23 protein-coding genes are annotated in these 23,824 nt (G+C 73.2%); 8 read left to right on the top strand and 15 right to left on the bottom strand.

The features are described from left to right. Positions 1-4: 4 nt before the first annotated feature. The 7 genes from L6241_RS11810 to dapE form a co-directional block, all read right to left on the bottom strand. On the bottom strand, positions 5-361 hold the full coding sequence (locus L6241_RS11810; RefSeq protein WP_123092166.1) for a hypothetical protein: 357 nt from the start codon (positions 359-361) through the stop codon (positions 5-7). Between the two features lie 184 nt (positions 362-545). Further along, positions 546-719, bottom strand: coding sequence for a DUF3117 domain-containing protein (locus L6241_RS11805; RefSeq protein WP_123092167.1), 174 nt, complete (start codon positions 717-719; stop codon positions 546-548). 144 nt (positions 720-863) lie between these two features. Next, positions 864-2,120, bottom strand: a complete 1,257-nt coding sequence (locus L6241_RS11800) for a hypothetical protein (RefSeq protein ID WP_368246352.1) — start codon at positions 2,118-2,120, stop codon at positions 864-866. Next, complete coding sequence (locus L6241_RS11795; RefSeq protein WP_123092168.1) at positions 2,120-2,599, bottom strand: SRPBCC family protein; 480 nt, start codon at positions 2,597-2,599, stop codon at positions 2,120-2,122. Before L6241_RS11795 ends, L6241_RS11800 begins: the two co-directional genes overlap by 1 nt. Then, complete coding sequence (locus tag L6241_RS11790) at positions 2,596-2,976, bottom strand: DivIVA domain-containing protein (protein ID WP_368246350.1); 381 nt, start codon at positions 2,974-2,976, stop codon at positions 2,596-2,598. Before L6241_RS11790 ends, L6241_RS11795 begins: the two co-directional genes overlap by 4 nt. Beyond that, positions 2,976-3,704 (bottom strand): TIGR00730 family Rossman fold protein, encoded by a 729-nt coding sequence (locus L6241_RS11785; protein WP_068277662.1) that lies wholly within the window; start codon positions 3,702-3,704, stop codon positions 2,976-2,978. The genes L6241_RS11790 and L6241_RS11785 overlap by 1 nt, the downstream gene beginning before the upstream one ends. Positions 3,705-3,768: 64 nt before the next feature. After that, positions 3,769-4,842: a succinyl-diaminopimelate desuccinylase gene (gene dapE / locus L6241_RS11780; RefSeq protein WP_368246348.1), complete on the bottom strand. Its 1,074-nt coding sequence runs from the start codon at positions 4,840-4,842 to the stop codon at positions 3,769-3,771. A gap of 179 nt (positions 4,843-5,021) precedes the next feature. Here dapE and L6241_RS11775 point away from each other — a divergent pair, with 179 nt between their 5' ends. The 3 genes from L6241_RS11775 (at position 5,022) to L6241_RS11765 (ending at position 7,971) form a co-directional block, all read left to right on the top strand. Continuing rightward, positions 5,022-5,930, top strand: coding sequence for a DUF559 domain-containing protein (locus L6241_RS11775; RefSeq protein WP_368246346.1), 909 nt, complete (start codon positions 5,022-5,024; stop codon positions 5,928-5,930). 218 nt (positions 5,931-6,148) lie between these two features. After that, on the top strand, positions 6,149-7,075 hold the full coding sequence (gene dapD / locus L6241_RS11770; RefSeq protein WP_068277362.1) for a 2,3,4,5-tetrahydropyridine-2,6-dicarboxylate N-succinyltransferase: 927 nt from the start codon (positions 6,149-6,151) through the stop codon (positions 7,073-7,075). A 2-nt stretch (positions 7,076-7,077) separates the two neighbouring features. Beyond that, positions 7,078-7,971, top strand: coding sequence for a hypothetical protein (locus L6241_RS11765; protein ID WP_368246345.1), 894 nt, complete (start codon positions 7,078-7,080; stop codon positions 7,969-7,971). 116 nt (positions 7,972-8,087) lie between these two features. On the opposite strand, the gene L6241_RS11760 is transcribed toward L6241_RS11765, so the two are convergent. The 3 genes from L6241_RS11760 to fdxA form a co-directional block, all read right to left on the bottom strand. Further along, positions 8,088-9,371 carry a citrate synthase gene (locus L6241_RS11760; protein WP_123092174.1) on the bottom strand — a complete coding sequence of 428 codons (1,284 nt, stop codon included), beginning with the start codon at positions 9,369-9,371 and terminating at the stop codon, positions 8,088-8,090. A gap of 143 nt (positions 9,372-9,514) precedes the next feature. After that, on the bottom strand, positions 9,515-10,687 hold the full coding sequence (dapC, locus tag L6241_RS11755; RefSeq protein ID WP_368246344.1) for a succinyldiaminopimelate transaminase: 1,173 nt from the start codon (positions 10,685-10,687) through the stop codon (positions 9,515-9,517). Beyond that, positions 10,684-11,010: a ferredoxin gene (gene fdxA / locus L6241_RS11750; protein ID WP_068277350.1), complete on the bottom strand. Its 327-nt coding sequence runs from the start codon at positions 11,008-11,010 to the stop codon at positions 10,684-10,686. The genes dapC and fdxA overlap by 4 nt, the downstream gene beginning before the upstream one ends. A gap of 60 nt (positions 11,011-11,070) precedes the next feature. Here fdxA and L6241_RS11745 point away from each other — a divergent pair, with 60 nt between their 5' ends. After that, complete coding sequence (locus L6241_RS11745; protein ID WP_251719320.1) at positions 11,071-12,045, top strand: GNAT family N-acetyltransferase; 975 nt, start codon at positions 11,071-11,073, stop codon at positions 12,043-12,045. Between the two features lie 10 nt (positions 12,046-12,055). Here the strand turns inward: L6241_RS11745 and L6241_RS11740 are convergent, their stop codons facing one another. Then, a complete protein-coding gene (locus L6241_RS11740; protein WP_251719321.1) occupies positions 12,056-12,688 on the bottom strand; it encodes a 4'-phosphopantetheinyl transferase superfamily protein in 633 nt (210 codons plus the stop codon). A 30-nt stretch (positions 12,689-12,718) separates the two neighbouring features. On the opposite strand from L6241_RS11740, the gene L6241_RS11735 reads away from it, so the two are divergent. Genes L6241_RS11735 through L6241_RS11720 form a run of 4 tightly spaced genes read left to right on the top strand, consistent with a single transcriptional unit; the run spans position 12,719 to position 18,935 of the window. Beyond that, entirely contained in the window at positions 12,719-15,331 is a 2,613-nt protein-coding gene (locus L6241_RS11735) for an AMP-binding protein (protein WP_251719322.1), read from the top strand. Next, positions 15,328-16,356, top strand: coding sequence for an iron ABC transporter substrate-binding protein (locus L6241_RS11730; protein ID WP_368246342.1), 1,029 nt, complete (start codon positions 15,328-15,330; stop codon positions 16,354-16,356). The genes L6241_RS11735 and L6241_RS11730 overlap by 4 nt, the downstream gene beginning before the upstream one ends. 6 nt (positions 16,357-16,362) lie before the next feature. Beyond that, positions 16,363-17,898, top strand: coding sequence for an ABC transporter permease (locus L6241_RS11725; protein ID WP_368246341.1), 1,536 nt, complete (start codon positions 16,363-16,365; stop codon positions 17,896-17,898). Further along, complete coding sequence (locus L6241_RS11720; protein WP_251719325.1) at positions 17,895-18,935, top strand: ABC transporter ATP-binding protein; 1,041 nt, start codon at positions 17,895-17,897, stop codon at positions 18,933-18,935. The genes L6241_RS11725 and L6241_RS11720 overlap by 4 nt, the downstream gene beginning before the upstream one ends. A gap of 13 nt (positions 18,936-18,948) precedes the next feature. Here the strand turns inward: L6241_RS11720 and L6241_RS11715 are convergent, their stop codons facing one another. Genes L6241_RS11715 through L6241_RS11700 form a run of 4 tightly spaced genes read right to left on the bottom strand, consistent with a single transcriptional unit; the run spans position 18,949 to position 23,810 of the window. Continuing rightward, a complete protein-coding gene (locus tag L6241_RS11715) occupies positions 18,949-20,712 on the bottom strand; it encodes a VanW family protein (protein WP_368246340.1) in 1,764 nt (587 codons plus the stop codon). Between the two features lie 4 nt (positions 20,713-20,716). Continuing rightward, a complete protein-coding gene (locus tag L6241_RS11710; RefSeq protein ID WP_191563374.1) occupies positions 20,717-21,202 on the bottom strand; it encodes a flavin reductase family protein in 486 nt (161 codons plus the stop codon). Beyond that, positions 21,199-22,068: an N-acetyl-1-D-myo-inositol-2-amino-2-deoxy-alpha-D-glucopyranoside deacetylase gene (gene mshB, locus L6241_RS11705; protein WP_368246339.1), complete on the bottom strand. Its 870-nt coding sequence runs from the start codon at positions 22,066-22,068 to the stop codon at positions 21,199-21,201. Before mshB ends, L6241_RS11710 begins: the two co-directional genes overlap by 4 nt. Next, positions 22,065-23,810, bottom strand: coding sequence for an ABC transporter substrate-binding protein (locus tag L6241_RS11700; RefSeq protein WP_368246338.1), 1,746 nt, complete (start codon positions 23,808-23,810; stop codon positions 22,065-22,067). Before L6241_RS11700 ends, mshB begins: the two co-directional genes overlap by 4 nt. Positions 23,811-23,824: the final 14 nt, after the last annotated feature.

Below are 23,824 nucleotides of genomic sequence, written 5' to 3'. Positions count from 1 at the left end.
CGGCTCAGAGGGTGCCGGGGCCGGCGCCGCGGCGGAACTGCGCCGGGCCCTCGGCCACGGCGACGACCTCGAAGGCCTCGATGCTCAGCGGCGCGGACCCGATGATCTCGCTGCCCGGCGACTGCGCCGCCCGGCCGGCGAAGTCGGCCTGGAAGTCGTCGCGGGCCTTCTCCTCGCCGAAGACGTAGGTCCCCTCGAACCACTCGCCCTCGCGCATCCGCCACGTCTTGAAGGCGAGCCCGTCGAGGAACATGAAGCTCGCCATCGACGTGCCGACGACGTACTCCCGCAGCTCCTGGGCGACCTCCGGCGAGGTCTCGGTGAGGGACCAGCGCACGGCGAGCCCGTAGCCAGCGTTCATGGATGAGGCCTCCCAGCCGTCGGGGTTGTCAGGAGCGTGCACCGTAGCCCGCGGCCTGCCGGACCGTCAGCCGGATGTCATCATCCGGGCGCCTCGCGGCGGTGAGGGGCCACCCCTTCGCCTGCGCCCCCCGGGGACGACGACGGCCCCCGACGCGGGTGCGTCGGGGGCCGTTCGGCGGGTCCTACTTCAGGCCCTCGCAGCTGTCGATGGCCTGGCCCAGGGCCTTGACCTCGTCGGGGGTCATCTCGACGACGAGACGGCCGCCACCTTCGAGGGGCATGCGCAGGACGATCCCCCGTCCTTCCTTCACGACCTCAAGGGGTCCGTCGCCGGTCCGAGGCTTCATTGCCGCCATGATGCAATCCCTTCTCGTCACCGCCCGACCACCGGGTGGTGGCAACGGCGCCGGTCGCGCCGCCGTACGTTACCCGCCATTATCCCAGGCGATCCGGATCACTCCTAATCCGACGTGGGCCGCGTCGCTCCCCGTCGCCCGTGCTCACGGAGGTGTGACGTGCCACGGGACGTACGGCAGCAGGCCGCACGACCACGCGAGGATGCCGCCGACGAGGCAGACGGCGACGACCGCGACCCGCAGCCGCCAGTGCCGTACGACCTCACGGCCGGTCGAGGTGCGCATCGCCACCGACGCGACGAGCGCCGCCAGCGGGAAGTCGAGGAGCAGGAAGCGCCACATGCTCGTGATCGGGCGGACCACGGCGAAGAGGTAGAGCGGGTAGGCCATCGCCCACATGCGCACCTCGAGCGGCATCCACGCGCCGTGCCGCCCGATGACCAGGGCGACGTAGGTCGCGACGAGCGCCACCATGACGAGGACCGAGATGAGGCCGTGCTCGCCCCACGCCCAGCTGAACCACAGGACGAAGGGGCCCTGGTCGGGGCGCTGCCCCCACGCCGCCTGGACGTCGAAGAAGGCCCCCGGCAGGCCCGAGACGTAGCCGACCGTGAGCGGCCAGGCGACCGCCGAGAGGGCGGTGGCCAGGAGCATGACGACGACCTGCGGGCGGTCATGACGAAGGGGGACCGTGCCGGCCGCGCGGTCCTCGCGCCACCGCAGCCACAGGTGGACGAGCACGGCCAGTCCGAGAGCCGGCGCGACGGCGCGGGTGTAGCCCAGGACGAGCGCGACGACGGCGAAGGCGAGGTACTGCCGCCGCATGAGGAGCAGCAGCGCCCCGGCGATGAGGCACGCGGCGAGCGCCTCGGTGTACGGCAGGACCATGACGCCGGTCGCCGGGTAGAGGCACCACAGCGCGGCGGCGACGAGGGCGAGCCGCTCGCGGGCGGGCTGCGAGCCGGCGTGGACGGGGAAGGACAGGACCTTCCACACGAGGACGACCGCGAGCGCCCCGAGGACGAGGTTGAGCAAGACGGCGGCGGTCGTGAAGCCCAGCCCGGTCGTCATGAGCAACCGCACGAGGAGGGGGAAGACCGGGAAGAAGGCCCACTGGCTGTAGGTGATCTGGCCCGTCGTCGGGTCCGCCGGCAGCGGCACCGGGTAGCCCTCGCGCACGATCCGCTCGTACCACTCGGCGTCCCACAGCTGGAGCATGTCGGTGAGCGTCGGGTCGAGATGACCGACGCCGGCGGGCGCCTGGTAGTACCGGGCGGCGACCCAGATGGCGGCGAAGGCGACGAGCCGCGAGACGACGTAGACGGCGAGCAGCGTCCGCACGGGGTGGCGCAGCGCGGTGGTGCTCCACCGCTCACGGGCGGCGAAGGACAGCCCGCTCATCAGCCCCTGCCGTGGGGCGGGACCGGCGGCAGCGCCGGGAGGCCCGCGAGGGTCCCGTCGAGGATGCGGGTGAGCAGCTCGGAGGTGGCGCGACGCGAGAGCCGGTCGGCCGGTCGGCTGAGGGCGCGCAGGAGCGCCGAGGTCGGCACGGCCTCCTCGGTCCAGGAGACCTCGGACCCCCCGTCGACAGGACGCACGACGATCTCGGCCCAGCCGGAGAGCAGCCGTCCGGACTTCACCAGCCGCAGCCGCGCGGGCTGCGCCGGCGGCGGGTCGAAGCCGGTGACCGTCATCGGGTCGTCGAAGCCGAGCGGCCCGAGCGAGGTGCGCATGACGAAGGTCCCGCCGAGGGCGAGCTCCTCCTGCCGGGTGATCCGGGTGAGCGGGACGTGCCGGCCGTGGGCCGCCATGTCGGTGACGCGGTCCCACACCTCCTGGACGTCGGCCGCGACGCGGCGACGCTCGGTGACGGCGCTCATGCCGGCTCCTGGGTGCTGGAGGGCTCGGTCGTCGTCGGCGTGGTGGTCGGGCGCGCGGTGGTCGGGCGCGAGGTGGCCGGGGGCGAAGGGGGAGCCGCCTCCCCCGCGGGGGTCACGGGCTGCTGCGCCTCGAGCTCGGCGATGCGGGCGTGGAGCGTGTCGAGGACGTCGTCGACCTGGTCCATCCGGTAGCCGCGCAGCGCGGTGTCGAAGCGGATGTCGTGGATGTCCGTCGCGTGGACGTCGGCGCCCAGGCCGGTCGACGGGGTCGTCGAGACCGGGGACGGCACGGGGTCGACGCTCGCGCGGCCGACGACGAGCGACCCGAGGCCCACGACGAGCAGGATCGCGACACCGATGAGGAAGACCCAGACCATCACTCAGGTCCTTGCTGGGTGAAGTGCGGGTGCGGGCGCTCGTCCTCGTACTCGCTGACGATGCGCACGGCGTGCGCCGGGTCGTCGGTGAGGTGGAGCAGGTCGACGTCGACCTCGCTGATCGTGCCGGCGGGCACCGCGGTGCGGCGCAGCCAGTCCAGCAGCCCGCCCCAGTAGTCGGTGCCGAGCAGGACGATGGGGAAGGACGTCTTCTTCTGCGTCTGCACGAGGGTGACGGCCTCGAAGAGCTCGTCGAGCGTGCCGAAGCCGCCGGGCAGGACGATGAAGCCCTCGGCGTACTTGATGAACATCGTCTTGCGGGCGAAGAAGTAGCGGAAGTTCACGCCGAGGTCGACGTAGGGGTTGAGCCCGGCCTCGAAGGGGAGCTCGATCCCCAGACCCACGGAGACGCCTCCCCCTTCGCGCGCCCCCTGGTTGGCCGCCTCCATCGCGCCCGGCCCGCCGCCGGTGATGACGCCGTAGCCGGCGAGCGCGAGCCGGCGACCGACCTCGACGCCCATCGCGTACTCGCGGGTGCCGGGCTTGGTGCGGGCGCTGCCGAAGACGCTGATCGCCGGCCCGAGCTCGGCGAGCGCGCCGAAGCCCTCGACGAACTCCGCCTGGATGCGCAGGACGCGCCACGGGTCCGTGTGGACCCAGTCGGCGGTGCCCCGGGTGTCGAGGAGACGCTGGTCGGTGGTCGAGCTGGGCACCTGGGCGCCGCGCATGACGACCGGCCCCTTGTGGTACGCCCGCTCGCTGTCCTCGTGCCGCTGGCTCACGCCGCCGACCCTACGCGAGCCAGCGCATCATGGCGGCCTCCGCCTCGCGCAGCTGCGCGGTGGGGCAGCGCTCCTCGTCGTGGTGGGCGAGGTTGGGGTCGCCCGGGCCGAAGTTGACCGCCGGCACCCCCAGCGCGGAGAAGCGGGCGACGTCCGTCCACCCCTCCTTCGGGCCGACGGGCACGTCGAGCGCGGCGACGAAGGACTGGGCGGCGGGCCGGTCCAGACCCGGGCGGGCCCCTTCGGCGAGGTCGGTGACCGTCAGCTCGTAGCCGGGCAGGACGCTCTGCACGTAGGCGAGCGCGTCGTCAGCGCTCTTGTCCGGCGCGAAGCGGTAGTTGACCGTGATCGTGCACGCGTCGGGGATGACGTTGCCGGCGATGCCGCCGGTGATGGCGACCGCCTGGAGGGCCTCGTGGTAGGTCAGCCCGTCGACCTCGACGGAGCGCTCCTCGTGCTCGCCGAGGCGGCGCAGCACGTCGGCGGCGTCGTGGATCGCGTTGTGCCCCTTCCACGGTCGGGCGGAGTGGGCGGCGATCCCCTTCGTGCGGATCTCGACGCGCATCGTGCCCTTGCACCCGCCCTCGACGGCCGCGGCGGTGGGCTCGAGGAGCACGGCGAGGTCGGCGGCGAGCAGGTCGGGCCGGGTGTCGCCGAGGGCCTTGAGCCCGTTGTGGCTCTCCTCGATCTCCTCGGCCTCGTAGAAGATGAAGGTGATGTCGCGGGAGGGCTCGCGCACCTCGTGGGCCAGGCGCAGCTGCACCGCGACCCCGCCCTTCATGTCGACGGTCCCGCGGCCGTAGAGGACCTCCTCGCCGTCGACGACCTCGCGGCGAACGGGCAGGTTCGGCGGGTCGGTGAGCGGCACCGTGTCGATGTGTCCGGCGAGCACGACCCGCTCCGCCCGCCCGAGGTCGGTGCGCGCGACGACCGTGTGCCCGTGCCGGGTCGTCGTGAGGTGCGGCAGCGCGCGCAGCGCCTCCTCGATCGCGTCGGCGATCGCCTCCTCCCCAAGGCTCACCGACTCGACGTCGCAGAGAGCTGCCGTGAGGGTGACGATGTCCGTGCTGAGGTCCAGGCCCATGCCCCGCACCCTACAAACCCCCCTCCGACCCGTGACAAAACCCTGCTGGCTGCCCTTTGGTGAGCCAGCAGGGTTTCGAGAGGGTCCTGCCACATCAAAGGGCTGCTGGCAGGGTTTCGTAGGAGCAGGGTTGTGGAGAGACGATCGGCGCGAAGGGGGATCCGCGCCAGACTTCGGCGATGGAGGACACCCTGCCGCTGCTCGCCGCGATCGAGGTCAACGGCGTCTTCACCACCGGGGCCGCCGGCAGGGCCGGCGTGCATCGCCTCGTCCTGCAGCAGATGCGTCGGGCCGGTCTCATCACCCAGGTGGTCCGGGGCGTCTGGAGCATCTCGCCTCCCGCGGATTCCGCAGACATGCATGTCTTGCGCACCGTGGCGTACCTGTCGCGTCTGACCCGCCGCACAGCCGCCGACTCGGTATCGGCCCTCCTGCTGCACGACCTGCCGGTCGTCGAGGCCGACCTCGGGCTCGTCCACCTCGTGAGGGCCGAGGCGGCGTCGACCCGGCTCGAGAAGGGCTACACGTTGCGGACATATCGGCGGGACGTCATCACCTCGGACCGCCACCCGCTGGTGGCGACCCCGGTCCCCGCAGTCGGACCGGCGGACGCCGCAGTCGCCGCAGGTCTGACCGAGCGGCCGATCACCGCGCTCGCCGCCGCCGACGCGGCCCTGCACGCGGGGCTCGTCGAGCCTGCCGACCTCGAGGCGGCAGTGGCCCGCGTCCCACGGGGGACGCGCGGCATCGGGGCCGTGAGGAATGCGCTTCGGCTCGCTGATCGCCGGCGCGAGTCACCGGGCGAGAGCTTCACCGCGCTGGTGTGCGACCTCCTCGACGTGCCGCTCATCCCCCAGGTCGACATCGGCCCGTGGCGCGTGGACTTCCTCATCGCGGGCACCCGGGTGATCCTCGAGTTCGACGGCGCGCTGAAGTACACGGACCGCCAGGTCCTCGTCGACGAGAAGACACGCGAGGACGACCTGCGTGCCCGGGGGTACGTCGTGGTGCGGCTCATGTGGCGAGACCTGAGGCAGCCGACGATCGCACGGGCCAAGATCAGTCGCGCCCTCGCCCTGGCCGCCTGACCTCCCTTCGCCACCAACCCCTCCGATCGGCGCCTCCGGGCACCCCCTCCGCCCTACAAGACCCTGCCAGCAGCCCCTTGACGTGCCAGGACCCTGTCGAGACCCTGCTGACTCATCAAGACCCAGCCAGCAGGGTTTTGTCGCTCCCGGGCCAGGCGACCACGGGGAGACGGCAAGCGAGTTCGGGGCAACGGGCAGCAGTTCGTAGACTCCGGGGCATGACGACGCGCGCAGCCTGGGGCCATGGGATCGCCACGACGACGACGGACGGCACGGTGCTCGACACGTGGTACCCGCAGCCGCGGCTCGGGCAGGCCCCCGAGGCCGACCAGGTGCCCACCGAGCTCACCGCACTCGCCGGGCAGGACGAGGCCCGGGGCGTGCGCACCGAGGTCGTGACCGTCGCGATCGACCTCGACGCGGCCCCGCAGGACGCGAGCGACGCCTACCTGCGCCTGCACCTGCTCTCGCACTGCCTCGTCGAGCCCAACTCGATCAACCTCGACGGGCTCTTCGGCGTGCTCACCAACGTCGTGTGGACCAACCACGGCCCGTGCGCGGTCGAGGGCTTTGAGACCACCCGCGCCCGGCTGCGCACCCGCGGCCAGGTCACCGTCTACTCGGTCGACAAGTTCCCGCGCCTCGTCGACTACGTCATCCCGGCCGGCGTGCGCATCGGCGACGCCGACCGCGTCCGTCTCGGCGCGCACCTCGCGAGCGGCACGACCGTCATGCACGAGGGCTTCGTCAACTTCAACGCCGGCACCCTCGGCACCTCGATGGTCGAGGGCCGGATCAGCCAGGGCGTCGTCGTCGGCGACGGCTCCGACATCGGCGGCGGCGCCTCGACGATGGGCACCCTCTCCGGCGGCGGCACCCAGCGCGTCGCCATCGGCCGGCGCTGCCTCGTCGGCGCCGAGGCCGGCGTCGGCATCGCCCTCGGGGACGACTGCGTCGTCGAGGCCGGGCTCTACCTCACCGCCGGCACGAAGGTCACCCTCCCCGACGGCACCGTCGTCAAGGCGCGCGACCTCTCCGGCCGCAGCGGCCTGCTCTACCTGCGCAACTCGGTCACCGGCGCCGTCGAGGCCAAGGACCGCACGGGCGACGGCGTGGCCCTCAACGAGGCCCTCCACACGAACTAGCCATGCCGCCCCGCCGTCCCGCCGCCGACCGCCCGCCCCTCGCCGAGGAGCGGGCGGTCTCGCGCGCCCGGGTGCGCCGCAACCGCGCGCTCGTCGCGAGCGTGGCCGTGCTCGGGCTCCTCGGCGGCGCCGCGTGGTGGGTGCGCGACAAGGTCATCACCCCGTGGAGCGAGTCGTGCGAGGCCACCGCGCTCGAGCAGGACGTGAGCTTCACCCCCGAGCAGATGCACAACGCGGCGACGATCGTCCAGGTCGCCGAGCGCCGTGGCCTGCCCGCCCGCGCCGGCTCGATCGGGGTCGCCACGGCGATCCAGGAGAGCAAGCTGCGCAACATCACCTACGGCGACCGCGACAGCGTCGGCCTCTTCCAGCAGCGCCCGAGCCAGGGCTGGGGCACCGTCGAGCAGATCCTCGACCCCCGCTACTCGACGAACGCCTTCTACGACGCGCTCGTCAAGGTCGACGGCTGGCAGGACATGCGGATCACCGAGATCGCCCAGGAGGTCCAGCGCAGCGCCTACCCCGAGGCCTACGCCGACCACGAGCACGAGGGCCGCACCATCGCCTCGGCGATCTCCGGCCACTCCCCCGAAGGCCTGGTCTGCCGCCTCGACCCGCCGACGGGCGCGGGCGACCGCGAGCGTCTCGTCGAGAGCCTGCGGACCGAGACCGGGTACCGCGCCGACACCGGGGACGGCGTCGTGGTCGTCCGGGCCTCGCAGGAGCGTCGCGCGTGGGGTGTCGGGGCGTGGGCGGTCGCGACGGCGAAGGGGCACGGCGTCACCTCCGTGCAGGTCGGCGACCGCATGTGGACCCGCGAGGACGGGTCCAGCTGGTCGGCCGCACCGGACCCGGTCGACGCCTCGACCGTCCGGATCACCCTCGCCGACGGCTGACCCGCCCCACGCCGAACCCGCTCCGAGCACGACGAAGGGGGACCACCCGGCCGGGTGGCCCCCTTCGCTCGACCTCGAGGTCAGCGCCTATCGATGAGTCAGCGCCTATCGATGAGTCAGCGCTCGTCGATGCCGACGTAGTCGCGCTCGGTCTCGCCGATGTAGATCTGGCGCGGACGGCCGATCTTGGTCTTCGGGTCCTCGATCATCTCGCGCCACTGGGCGATCCAGCCCGGGAGGCGGCCGATGGCGAAGAGCACGGTGAACATCTTGGGCTGGAAGCCCATCGCCGTGTAGATGAGGCCGGTGTAGAAGTCGACGTTCGGGTAGAGCTTGCGCTCGACGAAGTAGTCGTCCTTGAGGGCGATCTCCTCGAGCTTCATCGCGATCTCGAGCTGCTCGTCGCCGCCCATCTTCTCGAGCACGGTGTGCGCCGCGTCCTTGACGATGGCCGCGCGCGGGTCGTAGCTCTTGTAGACGCGGTGGCCGAAGCCCATGAGGCGGACGCCGTCCTCCTTGTTCTTGACCTTCTTCATGAAGGTCTCGGCGCCGTCGTCGGACTTCTGGATCTGCTCGAGCATCTCGAGCACGGCCTGGTTGGCGCCGCCGTGGAGCGGGCCGGACAGGGCGTGGATGCCGGCGGAGACCGAGTTGAAGAGGTTCGCGTGGGCCGAGCCGACGAGGCGGACGGTCGACGTCGAGCAGTTCTGCTCGTGGTCGGCGTGGAGGATGAAGAGCTGGTCGAGCGCCTTGACGATCTCGGGGTCGAGGTCGTAGGGCTCGGCCGGGAAGCCGAAGGTCATCCGCAGGAAGTTCTCGGTGAGCGAGAGCGAGTTGTCCGGGTACAGGAAGGGCTGGCCGACGCTCTTCTTGTGCGCGTAGGCAGCGATGGTCGGCAGCTTCGCGAGGAGGCGGATCGTCGAGATCTCGACCTGCTCGTGGTCGAAGGGGTCGAGGCTGTCCTGGTAGAAGGTGCCCAGCGCAGAGACGGCCGAGGACAGCACCGGCATCGGGTGCGCGTCCCGCGGGAAGCCGTTGAAGAAGGCCTTGAGGTCCTCGTGGAGCATCGTGTGGCGGCTGATCCGCTCCTCGAAGTCCTCGAGCTCGGAGGTCGTCGGCAGCTCGCCGTAGATGAGCAGGTAGGCGACCTCGGTGAAGGTGGACTTCGAGGCCAGCTGGTCGATCGGGTAGCCGCGATAGCGCAGGATGCCCTGGTCGCCGTCGATGTAGGTGATCTTCGACTCGGCCGAGGCGGTGTTGACGAAGCCGACGTCGAGCGTGGTGTTGCCGGTCTCCTTCATCAGGCTCGAGATGTCGTAGCCGCTGTTGCCCTCGGCGGCGGGGATCAGCGGGAAGCTCAGGTCCTTGCCCCCGGCGGAGAAGGTGGCGCTGTCAGTCATAAGAAGAACTCCTGCCCTTTCGCAGTCGTGACGCCTGGCCCGTCACGCCCGGGTGAGGGCAGACGCACCGCGTGGTCTCGTCCGAAACTACCCCAGCCGTCGCGGCCCGATCCACACGGGCCCACCCTGGGGAACGCCGGCGCTCAGGCCGTGAGCCGGGCTGCGGCAGCGGCGATCTGGGCGTCGGTGGCCGTGAGGGCGATGCGCACGTGGTGCGCGCCGGCCGCCCCGTAGAAGGTGCCCGGCGCCACGAGCACGCCCCGGTCGGACAGACGGCGAAGGGTGGTCGCGGCCGGCTCGTCGGCCGTCGCCCACAGGTACAGCCCGGCCGCGGAGTCCTCGACGCGCAGGCCGAAGGCCTGCACGGCGGGCAGGAGCACGTCGCGCCGGGCGGCGTAGCGGGCTCGCTGCTCGGCGACGTGGGCGTCGTCGGACACCGCCGCGGCGAGGGCGGACTGGACGGGCGCGGGCACGATCATGCCGGCGTGCTTGCGGACCTCGAGGACGCGGCGCACGAGGGTCGGGTCGCCGGCGACGAAGGCGGCGCGGTACCCGGCGAGGTTGGACTGCTTGCTCGTCGAGTACACGGCGAGCAGGCCCTCGTGGGAGCCCTCGCACACGCGTGGGTCGAGGATGCTCGGCGTGGTGGGCAGCTCGTCGTAGGACTGGCCGCGCTCCTCCTCGGAGCGCCAGTCCAGCTCGGCGTAGCACTCGTCGGAGGCGACGACGACACCGCGCTCGCGCGCCCAGCGCACGACCTTGCGCAGGTGCTCGACGCCGAGGACGCGGCCGGTCGGGTTGCTCGGGGAGTTGAGCCACATGAGGCGCGGGGCGGAGGCGCCGCTCACCGGCCCCAGCGCGGTCGTCGCGTCGGCCGGCACCGGGGTCGCCCCGGCGATCCGGGCGCCGACGTCGTACGTCGGGTACGCGACGGTCGGGAAGACGACGGACTCACCGGCACCGATGCCGAGCAGCGTCGGCAGCCAGGCGACGAGCTCCTTGCTGCCGATCGTCGGCAGGACCCCGTCGGGGTCGACGTCGGGCGCACCGCGACGCCGGGCGAACCACGCGGAGACGGCCTCGCGCAGCGGCGGGGTGCCGTACGTCTGGGGGTAGCCCGGGGCGTCGGCGGCCGCGCGCAGCGCGTCCTGGACGACGGGCGGGGTGCTGTCGACGGGGGTGCCGACCGAGAGGTCGACGAGCCCGTCGCCCTGCGCCTGGTCCGCGCCGGAAAAGGCTCTCGCCCGCTCCTTGAGCGGAGCGAGCGAGTCCCAGGGGAAGTCCGGCAGGCCGGAGAGCCCGGACGCCGTCGTCACTCGTCGTGCTCCTGCGGGGGCAGCGCGGCGATGAGGGGGTGGTCCTTCTTGATCATGCCCATCTTGGCGGCGCCGCCGGGGCTGCCGAGGTCGTCGAAGAACTCGACGTTGGCCTTGTAGTAGTCGGCCCACTCCTCGGGGGTGTCGTCCTCGTAGTAGATCGCCTCGACCGGGCACACCGGCTCGCACGCACCGCAGTCGACGCACTCGTCGGGGTGGATGTAGAGACTGCGCTCACCCTCGTAGATGCAGTCGACCGGGCACTCCTCGATGCAGGCCTTGTCCTTGAGGTCCACACACGGCTGAGCGATCACGTACGTCATGCGCGCCATACTATGCCGCCTGTGGACGGCGCGGACATCAGGCTCACCTCAGGAGTCCGCATGGCTATCCGCACCAGGCTCCCCGACGCCGCGCCCGGCGGTCCGACCCTCACCGACACCGTCGGCGAGGTGGTCTCGGTCGACGACCACGAGGTCGTCGTCCGCACCCGGCAGGGCGAGGCCACCCTGCCCCGCGAGCTGGTCGTCGCCGCCCGGGTCATCCCGCCCCGCCCCAGCCGTCGAGGAGCTCCGCACCGCGCGATCGCCATCGAGGACCTGCACCTCGTCATGACGAAGGGCAACCCGGGCCTCGAGACGGAGTGGCTCGGCGAGCCGGGCCGAGGCTGGCTGCTGCGGGCCGGCGGCGGGTACACAGGTCGGGCCAACTCCGCGCTCCCGCTGGGGGATCCCGGCACGACCGACGAGTCGGCCGTCGCAACGGTCGTCCGCTGGTACCGCGACCGGGGTCTGACCCCGCTCCTGCAGGTCCCGCTGCCGCCTCGCGCGGACTGGTCCGACGACCCCTTCGCCGCAGGGCTGCTGGGCCAGGGATGGCGCCTGCTCACCCCGACGCTCGTCATGACCGGTCGCGGCGAAGGGCTGCGCGACGCCCTCCCCACCGGCGCCGCTGCGGACGTCACGATCGAGGAGAGCCCCGCTCTCGCGGACGAGTGGCTCGAGGTCGCCAACCCGCGCGCCCTGGCCCGCCCCGAGGCGACCCGCGCGGTGCTCTCGGCACCGCGGGAGCAGGTCTTCCTCCTCGCCCGCGACGAAGGGGGTGAGGCTCTGGGCGTTGCCCGGGTGGCCCTCGACGCCGGCTGGGCAGGGCTCTACGGGGTGCACGTCGTGCCGGGGCACCGACGCCGCGGCATCGGCGCGGCCCTCACCGCGGCCGCCGGGCGGATCGCGCTGGAGCGCGGGGTCGTGCTCAGCTACCTCCAGGTCGAGGAGCCCAACACCGGCGCGGTCGCGCTCTACGAGCGGGCCGGCCTGACGACGCACCACCGCTACGCCTACCTGCGGCTCGACCGCTAGAGCACGACCGCTAGAGCACGCAGAGCCAGCCGACGACCCCGTCCGGGGCGTCGAGCCGGGTGAGCCGCCCGGCCGGGTGAGTCTCGTCGCGCAGCCCGACCTCGCCCGCATCGACGACGACCCGCGACATCGACAGGGCCAGCCCGGTCCCGATCGCCTTCAGGTAGGCCTCCTTGGCCGCCCACAGGTGGGCGAACGCCTCGGGGTCTGCCGGCACCGCCTCGCCCGGCGCCAGGACCCGCTCGAGCAGCCGGGGCGAAGGAGGCGCCGTCCGGACCACCTCGACGTCCACGCCTAGAGGGCGAGCGGCCCCGCCGACGAGGACGTGGAGGCCGGAGTGCGAGGCGCTGACGTGCCAGCCAGCGGCGGCCCCGGTCGGGACGGGGCGGCCGTGCGGCTCGGCGCAGTCCGGGCACGCGCGGTGCAGGCCGACATCGGCACGGTCGCACCCCGCGAGCTCGGCCGCGACCTCCCGCATGAGGGCGGCAGCACCGAGGAACCGAGCCCGCTCGGCGTCGCTGCCCTTGACCTCGTAGCGGCCGCGCTCCCCCGCGTCGAGGAGGCCGTGCCAGGCCGGGTCGACGTCCGCGACGGAGAGCCACCGGACGAGCGCCGGGGAGGTGGAGACGGACGGACTTCGCACGGAGGCAAGGATAGGCTAACTTTGCTCACTGTGCCGCTTGCTCTCGCGCCCACGCGGCCCACCACGACGCGCAGCATCGACCGGTGGGTCGATCAGCCCACCCTCGACGTCGACGCCGCGGCCCTCGTCGCTGACGGCCGGGTCGTCAGCCACCGCGAGCTGGACCGCCTCGTGGCCCACGCCGCCGCGACGCTGCCGCCCGCCACAGAGGGCCGCCTCCTCGTCCGGGTGCCGCTCGGCCGCGACCTCCCCGGGATAGTCGCGCACCTCGCCGTCCAGCGCGCCGGGCACGTCGGGCTGCTCACGCGCCCCGGCGCCGAGACCCCCGCCCCGTGGAGACCCGATCTCACCGCGACGGGCGAGCTGCGCTCCCCCTTCGCCCGGCTGACCGGCACCCCGGCGCACGTCCTGCACCCCGACCTCGCGGTCCTCCTGCCCACCTCCGGCAGCACCGGCTCGTCCAAGCTCGTCCGGATCTCCCGGTCGGCGCTGTCGGCCAACGCCCACGGCATCGCCGAGGCGCTCCACCTGCGCGCGAGCGACCGGGCCGCCCTCGCCCTGCCGCTGCACTACTGCTTCGGGCTCTCGGTGCTCCACTCTCACCTCGTCTCCGGCGGCAGCGTCGCGCTGAGCGAGGCGCCGGTGACCGACCCCGGCTTCTGGCGCGACGTCGCGGGCTCGACCACCCTGCCGGTCGTCCCCCACACCCTCGACCTGCTCGACGCGGCCGGTGACCTCGACACGCTCCCCTCCTCGATCCGGCTCGTCACCCAGGCCGGTGGCGCTCTCGGCGCGACCCGCCTCGCCCGAGTGCGCGCGGTCGAGGCGCGCTCGTCCTGGCAGCTCGTCGTGATGTACGGCCAGACCGAGGCGACCGCCCGGATGACCGTCCTCGACCCCGCCGAGGGTGCGCGCCCCGCCGGGGTCGTCGGCCGTCCGGTCGCCGGCTCCTCCGTCCGCATAGACACCACCGTCCCGGAGGCGAAGGGGGAGGTCGGCGAGATCGTCTTCCGCGGCCCGGGCGTCATGCTCGGCTACGCCGTCGAACCGGCCGACCTGGCACTCGGGGGCTGGACCCCCGAGCTGCGCACCGGAGACCTCGGCCGGCTCGACGACGAGGGCCTGCTGCACGTCGTCGGGCGGCGCTCCGCCGTCGCCAAGATCCTCGGGCTGCGCGTCGACCTCGACCACGTCGCCGACCGGCTGCACACGGCGGGGGTCGAGGCCTGCGTGACCTCCGACGACCAACGACTCCTCGTGACGACGACCGCGACCGACGCCGACGCTGTCGCCACGGAGGCGGCCCGCTGCTCGGGCCTGACCACGGCCCAGGTCGTCGTCGCCACCGTCCCGACGCTGCCCCGGACCGCGAGCGGCAAGCCCGACCGCGCCCGGTGCGCCGCGCTCGCCCTCGCCGCGGTCGAGGACGGCTCCGGCGCGGCCGACGGCGACCTCGCGACCCGAGCCAGGGCTGCCCTCGCCGCGGCCCTCGGACGTCCGGTCCGGCTGGAGCGCTCCTTCGCCGACCAGGGCGGCGACTCCTTCTCCCTCGTGCGCGCCACGCTCGGGCTTGAGGCGGTGCTCGGCCCGCTCCCACGCGGCTGGCACCAGCGTCCGCTCACCGATCTCGTCCGGGCCGCGGCGCAGCGACCGCGTCGGCGGTGGCTCGACCGCTGGACCCGCTCGGTGGAGACGAGCGTCCTCGTCCGGGCCCTCGCGGTGCTCGCCATCTGCGCGACGCACGTCGGCCTCACCGACCTCCCCGGCGGCGCGCACACCCTCCTCGTCGTCGCCGGCTACCACCTCGCCGCCTTCACCCTCGTCGCCCCGACCCTCGCCCAGCGGTGGCGGCGGACCGGGGCGCTCCTCGTCGGCATCGCCCTGCCGGCGAGCGCCGTCGCGCTGGCCGTGCACCTCACGACCGGCGCCTACGGCTGGGCCAACGTCGTCCACCTCAACTGGCTGCTCGGGCGGGTCGAGTGGGGACCGCGCATCGAGCTGTGGTTCGTCGAGGCGCTGCTCGCGGCGATCGTCGTCCTCGCCGGTCTGCTGAGCATCCCGCCGCTCGCACGCCTCGTCGCGCGCCGCCCGTGGGAGTGCGCGATGGCGCTCACGGCCCTCGCCCTCGTCCCGCGCTACGTCCTCGTGCCCGAGGGCACCGGACCCACGCGTGGCCTGCCCGGCACCGTCTTCTGGTTCGTCGCGGCCGGGGTGGCCCTCGCGCTCGCCCGACGGCCGCTGCACACCTGGATCACGCTGGCCCTGCTCGCCGTCGGCCTGGCCGGCTTCTTCCAGACGACGAGCCGCGGACTGACCGTCCTCGCCCTCGTGGCCCTGGTCGCCCTCGTCCCCCGGGTCCGGGTCCCCCGCCCCGCCGTCCCCGCGCTCGGCGCCCTCGCCGGAGCGTCGCTGCACATCTACCTCGTCCAGTTCCAGGTCTTCACCCGGGTCGAATCCGACTGGCTCGGCCTGCTCGCCTCGGTGGCCGCCGGCCTCGTCCTCGCCGCCGTGAGCGAGCCTGTCGTCCGCCGAGCCACCCGGCGCGTCACCGACGCCCGTCCGGGGACCCGGGCCACCCCCTTCGCCCCCGCGCCCCGCATCATGCGGGCGCTGCCCGTCCGACCCCGGAGGTCCCACCCATGAACCGTCGCTCGTTCCTCACCGCCGTCGTCCTCACCGGGTCGCTCGCCCTGACCGCCTGCGGCAGCTCCGAGGACGGCGAGGCCTACACGCCCGACCCCGAGGCGCTGCAGATCTACTCCTCGCAGCACGACAACGTCACCAAGGCCTGGGCCGACGCCTTCACGAAGAAGACCGGCATCAAGACCCAGGTCCGGCAGGGCAAGGACGCCTCGATGGGGCACCAGATCGTCGAGGAGGGTGACCGGTCGCCCGCCGACGTCTTCCTCACCGAGAACAGCCCGGCGATGACCCTCGTCGACAGCGCTGGGCTCCTCGCCCCCGTCGACGCGGCGACCCTGCAGGCCATCCCCGAGGACCGGCGCCCCTCCTCCCAGACGTGGACCGCCATCGCGGCCCGGTCCACCGTCCTCGTCTACAACCCCGACGAGATCTCCGAGGACGAGCTCCCCACCTCGCTCATGGACCTCCAGCGGCCAGAGTGGAAGGACCGCTGGGGCTGCGGCGCCTCCGGCGCGGACTTCCAGGCCATCGTCGCGGGGATGCTCGCCGACCAGGGCGAGGAGAAGACGACCGCCTGGCTCGAGGCCCTCAAGGACGGAGCCCGGATCTACCAGAACAACATCGCCACGATGAAGGCCGTCAACGCCGGTGAGGTCCCCGTCGGCGTCATGTACCACTACTACTGGTACCGCGACCAGGCCGGGACCAAGGAGGGCTCGGGCAGCACGAAGCTCCACTACTTCAAGAACGAGGACCCGGGGGCCTTCGTCTCCCTCTCCGGCGGCGGCGTGCTCAAGAGCTCGGACAAGGCCGAGCAGGCGCAGCAGTTCCTCGCCTACGTCACGAGCCCCGAGGGCCAGCAGGTGCTCGTCGACTCCGGGTCGATGGAGTACGCCGTCGCCGAGGGCGTCGACTCTGACCCGGCCCTCCCGCCGCTGGACTCCCTCGAGGCCCCGCCCGTCGACCCCTTCGGCCTGAGCTCGGAGAAGGTCACCGAGCTCATGACCGACGCCGGGATCCTTTAGGAACCCATGTCCCTGGCAGCGCATCGCCCGAGCCCCTCGAGCCTCCTCGTCACCGCCGCCGCGCTCGTCGTGGCGGCGGTGACCGTGCTGCCCCTGCTCGTCGTGGGCTCGCGCGCGCTGCGCATGCCGGCCGCCGACGCGATCGACTACCTCGTCCGGCCCCGGATCGCTGAGCTGCTGTTCAACACCCTCGGGCTCGTCGCGCTCACGGTCCCCGCGACGCTCTTCATCGGGATCACCGCGGCCTGGCTCGTCGAGCGGACCGACCTGCCTGGCGCCGGCGTCTGGCGAGTCCTGCTCGCCGCGCCGCTGGCCATCCCCGCCTTCGTCGCCAGCTACGCGTGGATCTCCTTCGCCCCCGGCCTGCACGGCCTGCTCGGCGCCGCCCTCGTGACGACCCTCGCGTACTTCCCCTTTGTCTACCTGCCGGTGGCGGCGATCCTGCGCGACCTCGACGGCTCCGACGAGGAGCTCGCCCGCTCGCAGGGTCTCGGACCGCTCATGGCGGTGCACCGCACGGTGATCCCGCGGCTGCGCCCCGCGATGAGCGGCGGCACGCTGCTCGTCGGGCTGCACCTGCTCGCCGAGTACGGCGTGCTCGAGATGATGCGCTTCCCGACGCTGACGACAGCGATCCTCACGCAGTACTCCGTCGGCTTCAGCAACGACGAGGGCAGCCTGCTCGCCGTCGCGCTCGTCGGCCTCTGCCTCACCCTGCTCGGCCTCGAGATGCTGCTCCGTGGCACCGCCCGGGTCAGCCGGGTCGGCAGCGGCACCCACCAGCCGCACACCCCGCTGTCCCTCGGCCGGCTCCGCCTGCCCGCCCTGCTCGGGCTCGGCGCCCTCGTCGTCCTCTCGCTCGCCCTCCCCCTCACCCTCGTCGGACGGTGGCTGGTGCGCTGGGTCGCGACCACCCCCGACGGACCCTCACTGCTCCTCACCACCGGCTCGACGGTCGGCCTCGCCGCCGCCGCGGCGATCGTCGCGACGATCGCCGCCCTCCCTGGTGCCTGGCTGCTCGACCGACGACGCACCGGGGCCGCGCTCGTCATGGAGCGCACGACCTATCTCGCGAGCGCCCTGCCCGGGGTGGTCGTCGGCCTCGCGCTCGTCACGGTCACGGTGCGCTACCTGCCGGCGATCTACCAGAGCGCGTCGGTGCTCGTCATCGCCTACGCGATCCTCTTCGTGCCCCGCGCCATGGTCAGCCTGCGCGCCGGGCTCGCCGCCGCCCCGCCCGAGCTCGTCGAGGCCGCCCGCTCGCTCGGTGCCTCCGGCCCGGACCGCCTGCGTCGCGTGCTCCTGCCGCTCGTCGCGCCGTCGATGCTCACCGGCGCCGCCCTCGTCCTCATCGCGTCGGCCACCGAGCTCACCGCGACGCTGCTCCTCGCGCCCACCGGGACCTCGACGCTCGCGACCGCCTTCTGGGCGGCCAGCGACGAGCTCGACTACGTCGGTGCGGCACCATATGCGGCGATGATGATCCTCCTGTCCGCGCCGCTGACGATCCTGCTTCTGCGGCAGAGCGGCACGCGCCGATGAGGTGCCTGCACGTCCGCGGCGTGACCGCGGCCCACGGCGAGACCCCCGTCCTGCGCGGCGTCGACCTCGACGTGCCGGCCGGGTCGACGACAGCCGTGCTCGGCGCCTCGGGCTGCGGCAAGACGACGCTGCTGCGCGTGGTTGCGGGCTTCATGCACCTCGGTGACGGCGAGGTGCGGCTCGACGACGAGGTCATCGCCTCCCCCCGGGTGCACCTGCCCCCGGAGCGACGCGGGATCGGCTACGTCCGCCAGGACGGCGGGCTCTTCCCCCACCTCGACGTGGGGCACAACGTCGCCTTCGGCTGGGACCGCTCGCGGCGGCGTCGACGCGACGGTGTGGGGGAGCTGCTCGAGCTCGTCGGGCTCGACCCCTCTCTCGCCCGGCGCCGGCCGCACGAGCTCTCCGGCGGTCAGCAGCAGCGGGTCGCCCTCGCCCGGGCGCTCGCGCTCGACCCCGCGATCATCCTCCTCGACGAGCCCTTCGCCGCTCTCGACACGGCGCTGCGGGCTTCGACCCGCGAGGCCGTCGCCGCGGCCCTCGCCGAGCGGGGCGCGACGACGGTGCTCGTCACCCACGACCAGGGCGAGGCGCTCTCCTTCGCCGACCAGGTGGCCATCATGCGGGACGGGCTCTTCTCCCGGGTCGGCTCGCCGCGTGAGGTCTACGAGCGCCCGTCCGGCCCGAGGGAGGCTGCCTTCCTCGGCGAGTCCATCGGCGTCCAGGGGGTCCTCGAGGCCGACGGGACCGTCACCTGCGCCTTCGGCCGCGTCCGCGTCCGGGGCGAAGGAGGTCCGCCCGGGACCGCCGTCGACGTCGTCGTGCGTCCCGAGCAGGTCCTCCTCGTGGTCCCACCGGAGGGTGCCCCTGCCGAGGTGGTCTCGGTGCGCTACTTCGGGCACGACGCGCTCGTCGACCTCCGGCTCGACGGCGGCGAGGCCGCGCTCTCCCGGGTCCCCGGGACGCGGACCCCGCAGGAGGGCGAGCGGGTCGGCCTCGTCGTCACCGGCGACGTCCCCGTCTACCCGAGAGGCTGACCCCTTCGTCCCGTCACGGGTTGGTGCAGGTGACGTCGTCCTCGGGGATGTAGTGCGTGTCGAAGGTGCTCGTCGTCGCGGCACCGCCCGCGACGGGCTTGAGCACGCGCGTCACCGTGACGTCGAAGCCCGGGGTCGGCGCCTGGGGCACGCACCCCTTCGAGTCGTCGGTGATCGTCTTGGGCTGCACGACATTGCGCCGCGGGCCCTTCTTCGCCTCGACGTCCCACGTCTTGACGCCGTAGAAGCTCACCGTCACCTGCGAGTTCGTGGCGTTCGCGCGGATGAGGATGCCGCCCTTGGTGTTGTTCGTGAAGCGGTTGTCGACGTCCGGGTAGCTGATCGTCGCCTCGCGGCCCTCGGGGTAGCGCGAGATGTAGAAGGAGTGGGGGTGGAACTCCTCGATCCGCGCCCCGGAGAAGAAGACGGCGTTGAAGAGCGTCGTCGACAGCTGGCTGATGCCGCCGCCGTAGTCCTCGGCGAGGCGGCCGTTCATGATGACGCCCGCCGACTTGTACCCCTTCGCCGCGGTGCGCGGCCCGAGGTGGTCGTTGAGGCTGAAGGTCTGCCCCGGGCCGACGTAGGCGCCGTTGAGCCGGCTCGCGGCGAGCTTGATGTTCTCGACGCGGGGCCCGTAGGTCGACATGTACGTCGTGAAGGTGGAGATCTCCTCCTTCGGGATGGTCTTGCGCGCGATCGCGGTCGTCACCTCGGGCTTCGTCGCCTCGGAGGGCACGGCGGCGGTGCGCTGGTCGCCCGACTTCGCCATCGCGGCGACGACGGGCGCGGCCACGCCGTCCTTCTTCAGGCTCAGGCCGGACTGGCTCGGCGTGACCGAGAAGTCCTGGGAGCCGCTGAGGACGACCTCGGCGTCCTTGGCCGGGCGAAGGGTGCCCGAGCTCGTGCCCGCGGCGACGACCGCCGCGGAGACCTTGGCCTCGTCGACGTCGTAGGACAGCTCGCCCTTGTCGGCCGACACCGTGACCGCCTTCATGAGCTCCTTCGCGGGGACGCTGAAGCTCACGCTCCGCGCCGCCCCCTTCGCCGCCGGGTCGGTCGTCGTGATCTCCACCGGGCCGTCGGCGAGGGGGTCGAGCTCTTCGGTGGTGAAGCGCTCGATCTCGTCCTGGGCCAGCGTCGGCTCGAGGGTCGAGGTCTTCGCGGAGTACGTCCGGGTCTGCGGCCAGCCGGAGGAGATCTGCTCGACGAGCGCGTCGCGGTCGACCGCGCGCCCGGTGGCGGACTTCTTCGTCACGACCTCGCCGTCGGTCACCGCGACCGACCCCTCGACGGGCTTCTTCTCGAAGGTCTTCGCGGCCGTGGCGACAGCCCTGGTCAGCGCGTCGTCGTCGACCTCGGCCTCGAGGTCGCGCGAGGTACCCCCGCGCACGTGGGCGACGACGTCGGCGGGGTTGAGGCTGAAGCCGGTGAGCCCGGCCAGCGACGCGTCGTAGTCGACGGTCAGGCCGGCCTTCGCGGGGTCGATGCGGGTCTTCGTGCCGGCGCCCTCGACCTGCAGGGGCTGGGTCACGGCGTCCTTCGTGCCCCGCTCGAGGGCGGCACGCGCCTCCGACTCGTCCATGCCGCCGATGCTCACGCCGCCGACGGTCGTGCTCGCGGGCACCCGGTCGCCGAAGTACACCGCGGTGCCGACGTAGAGCGCCCCGAGGACGAGGAGCACGAAGAGCCCGGCGAGGACCCCACGGCCGCGGCGGCGCGGCCCCTGGCCGTCCAGCTCCTCGTCCGTCAGGCGGCCGTCGTCGCGGCGGTCACTCATGCGTTCACCTCGTGCTCGTGTACGTGCTGCGGTAGTAGACCAGCGGGCTGCCGCTGTCGGCGTGGTCGGCCCTGATGACCTCGGCGACGACGATGACGTGGTCGCCCGCCACGTGCTCCTCGACAGTCTCGCACTCCATGGTGGCCAGGGCTCCGTCGAGCAGGACGACCCCGGACTCGCCGCGGTGGTGCGGGACCCGGGTGAGCTGGCCCTGCAGGGGGCGCCCCGGGGTGCTCAGCCAGCTCGCGATGCGACGGTGCTCCTCGGCGAGGACGCTCACGCCCCACCGGCGCGCCGTGCTCACGGCGTCCTGGAACCCGCTGTCGAGACGCACGCAGAGCAGGACGAGCGGCGGCTCGAGGGAGACGGACGTGAAGGCGTTGGCGGTCATCGCGTGGTCGTGGCCGTCGACGGTCGTCGTCACGACGCACACACCCGTCGCGAGCCGGCTCATCGCCTGGCGCAGGGCGGCGCTGGGCTCGAGGCTCATCGGCGCACCGCCTCGGCGAGGGGTCGGCGAGCGGGGGACGAAGGGGGGACGAGCGCCCCGGTCTCGACGTCGAGCTCGGCGTAGCCCTCGCGTCCGGAGAGCCGGGCCGCGATGTCGTTGGACAGCGCGTACTGATCGCCTTCGACGCTCACCTGGGTGCGGTGCTCGCGCAGAGCGGCGACCTGGCCGGCGACGGCCTGCGGGTCGACGACCTCGAAGGCGACGAGCTCGTCGGGCACGACCTGGGGCGGGTGCTCGCCGGTCGGCAGCGTCCACGAGGCGCGCGCCGGGCCGTGCTGCGCGAGGTGGGCCCGGTCCTCGTCGGCCCAGCTGCGCGGGGTGAGCACGGCGAGGACGCCCGGGCGGGCGGCCGCGGGCAGGGCGGCGACCGCGGCGCAGACGACACGGTGGGTCTGGACGTGGTCGGGGTGGCGGTACCCACCCTGCGGGTCGTAGGTGATGACGAGGTCGGGGTCGACCTCCTCCACGACGTCGCGCACGAGGGCCGCCGCCTCGGCGACGTCGGCCCGGGCGAAGGCGCGGGGGTCGTCCTGCGAGGGGGTGCCGACCATGCCCGAGTCCCGGTAGCGCGAGAGCGTGCCCGCTCCCTCGCCGAGGACGCGGTGCTGCGTGCCGATCGCGCTCATCGCGCGGCGCAGCTCCTCACGGCGGTAGGGCCCGAGGGCGTCGTCGTGATCGGCGTCGAGGTGGGCGAGATCGGGCGGGATGACCTCGCCCTGCTCGCCGAGGGTGCACGTGAGCACGTGCACCTCGTCACCGGCGGCGACGTGGTGAGCGAGGCAGACCCCCGTGGCGATGCTCTCGTCGTCGGGGTGGGCGTGGACGAGGAGCAGGCGCAGGCTCACCGAGCCACGCCGATCGTGCCCATCTCCGGGGTGCCCCCGAAGACGGCGTTGCTGCTCAGCCCGGTGACCTCCTGGCCGGCCACGAAGGTCGACCGGTGCTGCACGAGCGGGACGTAGCTGCCCTGCTCGAGCAGGGTGGTGTCGACCTTCGTCCATGCCGCGGCTCGCCGGTCGGCGTCGGCGACGGCCATCGCCTTGTCCATCGCCGCGTTGACCGCGTCGTCGCGCACGTAGCCGTAGTCGCGCCCGGAGGAGGCGCTCGTGATGTTGATCCGGTCGTCGAAGAGCGGCGGGAGCACCGTCGCCGCCGAGGGGTAGTCCGCGCCCCAGCTCGACCAGAAGACGTCGTACTTCTTCGCCGAGGCCGGCTGCGCGATCGTCGTGTAGTAGTCCTCGCCGAGGCCCTCGAGCTCGACGACGAAGCCGGCCTTCTCCCAGCCGGACTTCAGCGCGGCCATCGCCGCGTCGCTCTGCTCGCCGGAGCGGTAGGCGACCCGGATGCGCGGGCTCTCCTGCTTCGCCCGGGTGAGCAGGGCGCGGGCGGCCTCGGGGTCGCCAGTGGGGCCGCGGTCGAGGACCGGCTCGTGGGCGGAGGGCAGGGCGGTGCTGAGCAGCGACCACACGGGGGTGGCGACCGCCTGGCCGCCGAGGGCCCGTGCGTAGCCCTCGCGGTCGGTCGCGAGAGCGAGGGCGGTGCGCACCCGGGCGCTGCGCATGACCTCGCTCGTGTGGTTCGGCGCGAGGTAGTCGACGATCTGGCCGTCGCTGGTGACGCTCTGCACCTGGTCGGCGGCGTCGGCCACGGGCTGCTGCAGCCCGTCGGGCAGCGGGTCGAGGAGCACCGAGCGCGAGCCGTCGTCGCCCTCGGTGATGGTCTCGACCGCCTCGACCGGCTCGACTCCCTCGCGGTGGACGATGCGCTCGAGGGTGGGCTCGCGCACCGGGTCGCTCTGCTCGTCCCACTCCTCGTTGCGCACCCACGTGCCGCCCTCACCGGGCTGCCACGCGTCCTCGAGCTTGTACGGGCCGTTGGAGTAGGCGAGGTAGGCGGAGTCGTCGCCCTTGTCGGTGCTGCGCTTGACGGGTGCGAACTCGGGGGTGGAGACGACCTCGCCGAAGTCGGCGACGGGCTCGCTGAGCCGGTAGGTGATCGTGTCGCCGGAGCACGTGACGGCGGCCTGGATGAGGTTCGTCGCCCCGGCGCTGCGACCCGCGCTGCCGAAGGGGCCGGGGTAGCGCGAGCTGCCGTCCGGCTTCTTCGGGATGTCGAGGTAGGTCAGCGCGTACCCGGCGGAGGCGGTGTCCTTGCTGAAGGAGCGGGAGACCCCGTAGCGCAGGTCGCCGCAGGTGATCCGCGAGCCGTCCTGCCAGCTGACGCCCTTGCGCAGGGTGAAGGACCACCGCGTCTGGTCCTTGCTCGCCCGGCCGGTGCTCGTCGCGAGGTCGCCGACGAGCTCCTTCTGCCCGGCGAGGTCGGTCGCGGGCGCGTAGGTCGTCAGCGTGCGCAGGTAGGTGCGGCCGGCGAAGGCCGACTGCTGGCGCGAGGTGATCCGCTGGGGGTCCCAGGAGAGGACCGGGCCCTGGGAGAGCACCGTGAGCTGCTGCTCCGGGCCCGCGAGGGGCGTCGTGCTCGCGCCCGACGCGCCCCCTCCCCCGCCGCCGTCTGCCGAGGTGCACGCGGAGAAGAGCAGCAGGCCGCTCGTCGTGACGAGCGCCGCGGCGCGGCGGGGGGCGGGGGTCATCGGTGAGGTCCTCC

The sequence above is a fragment of the Janibacter sp. Y6 genome (assembly GCF_040900765.1).
Classification (GTDB): domain Bacteria; phylum Actinomycetota; class Actinomycetes; order Actinomycetales; family Dermatophilaceae; genus Marihabitans; species Marihabitans melonis.
The sequence above is the reverse complement of the archived record's forward strand: the minus strand, read 5'-3'. Positions and strand labels throughout refer to the sequence as shown.

Coding starts and splice junctions, on each gene's coding strand:
- L6241_RS11795 (WP_123092168.1), bottom strand. CDS start 2,599: ATGAGCGCCGTCACCGAGCGTCGCCGCGTCGCGGCCGACGTCCAGGAG.
- L6241_RS11810 (WP_123092166.1), bottom strand. CDS start 361: ATGAACGCTGGCTACGGGCTCGCCGTGCGCTGGTCCCTCACCGAGACC.
- L6241_RS11720 (WP_251719325.1), top strand. CDS start 17,895: ATGAGGTGCCTGCACGTCCGCGGCGTGACCGCGGCCCACGGCGAGACC.
- L6241_RS11775 (WP_368246346.1), top strand. CDS start 5,022: ATGGAGGACACCCTGCCGCTGCTCGCCGCGATCGAGGTCAACGGCGTC.
- L6241_RS11745 (WP_251719320.1), top strand. CDS start 11,071: ATGGCTATCCGCACCAGGCTCCCCGACGCCGCGCCCGGCGGTCCGACC.
- L6241_RS11790 (WP_368246350.1), bottom strand. CDS start 2,976: ATGGTCTGGGTCTTCCTCATCGGTGTCGCGATCCTGCTCGTCGTGGGC.
- L6241_RS11805 (WP_123092167.1), bottom strand. CDS start 719: ATGGCGGCAATGAAGCCTCGGACCGGCGACGGACCCCTTGAGGTCGTG.
- L6241_RS11765 (WP_368246345.1), top strand. CDS start 7,078: ATGCCGCCCCGCCGTCCCGCCGCCGACCGCCCGCCCCTCGCCGAGGAG.
- dapE (WP_368246348.1), bottom strand. CDS start 4,842: ATGGGCCTGGACCTCAGCACGGACATCGTCACCCTCACGGCAGCTCTC.
- L6241_RS11700 (WP_368246338.1), bottom strand. CDS start 23,810: ATGACCCCCGCCCCCCGCCGCGCCGCGGCGCTCGTCACGACGAGCGGC.
- fdxA (WP_068277350.1), bottom strand. CDS start 11,010: ATGACGTACGTGATCGCTCAGCCGTGTGTGGACCTCAAGGACAAGGCC.
- dapD (WP_068277362.1), top strand. CDS start 6,149: ATGACGACGCGCGCAGCCTGGGGCCATGGGATCGCCACGACGACGACG.
- L6241_RS11730 (WP_368246342.1), top strand. CDS start 15,328: ATGAACCGTCGCTCGTTCCTCACCGCCGTCGTCCTCACCGGGTCGCTC.
- L6241_RS11725 (WP_368246341.1), top strand. CDS start 16,363: ATGTCCCTGGCAGCGCATCGCCCGAGCCCCTCGAGCCTCCTCGTCACC.
- L6241_RS11715 (WP_368246340.1), bottom strand. CDS start 20,712: ATGAGTGACCGCCGCGACGACGGCCGCCTGACGGACGAGGAGCTGGAC.
- L6241_RS11785 (WP_068277662.1), bottom strand. CDS start 3,704: ATGCGCGGCGCCCAGGTGCCCAGCTCGACCACCGACCAGCGTCTCCTC.
- L6241_RS11710 (WP_191563374.1), bottom strand. CDS start 21,202: ATGAGCCTCGAGCCCAGCGCCGCCCTGCGCCAGGCGATGAGCCGGCTC.
- L6241_RS11760 (WP_123092174.1), bottom strand. CDS start 9,371: ATGACTGACAGCGCCACCTTCTCCGCCGGGGGCAAGGACCTGAGCTTC.
- L6241_RS11800 (WP_368246352.1), bottom strand. CDS start 2,120: ATGAGCGGGCTGTCCTTCGCCGCCCGTGAGCGGTGGAGCACCACCGCG.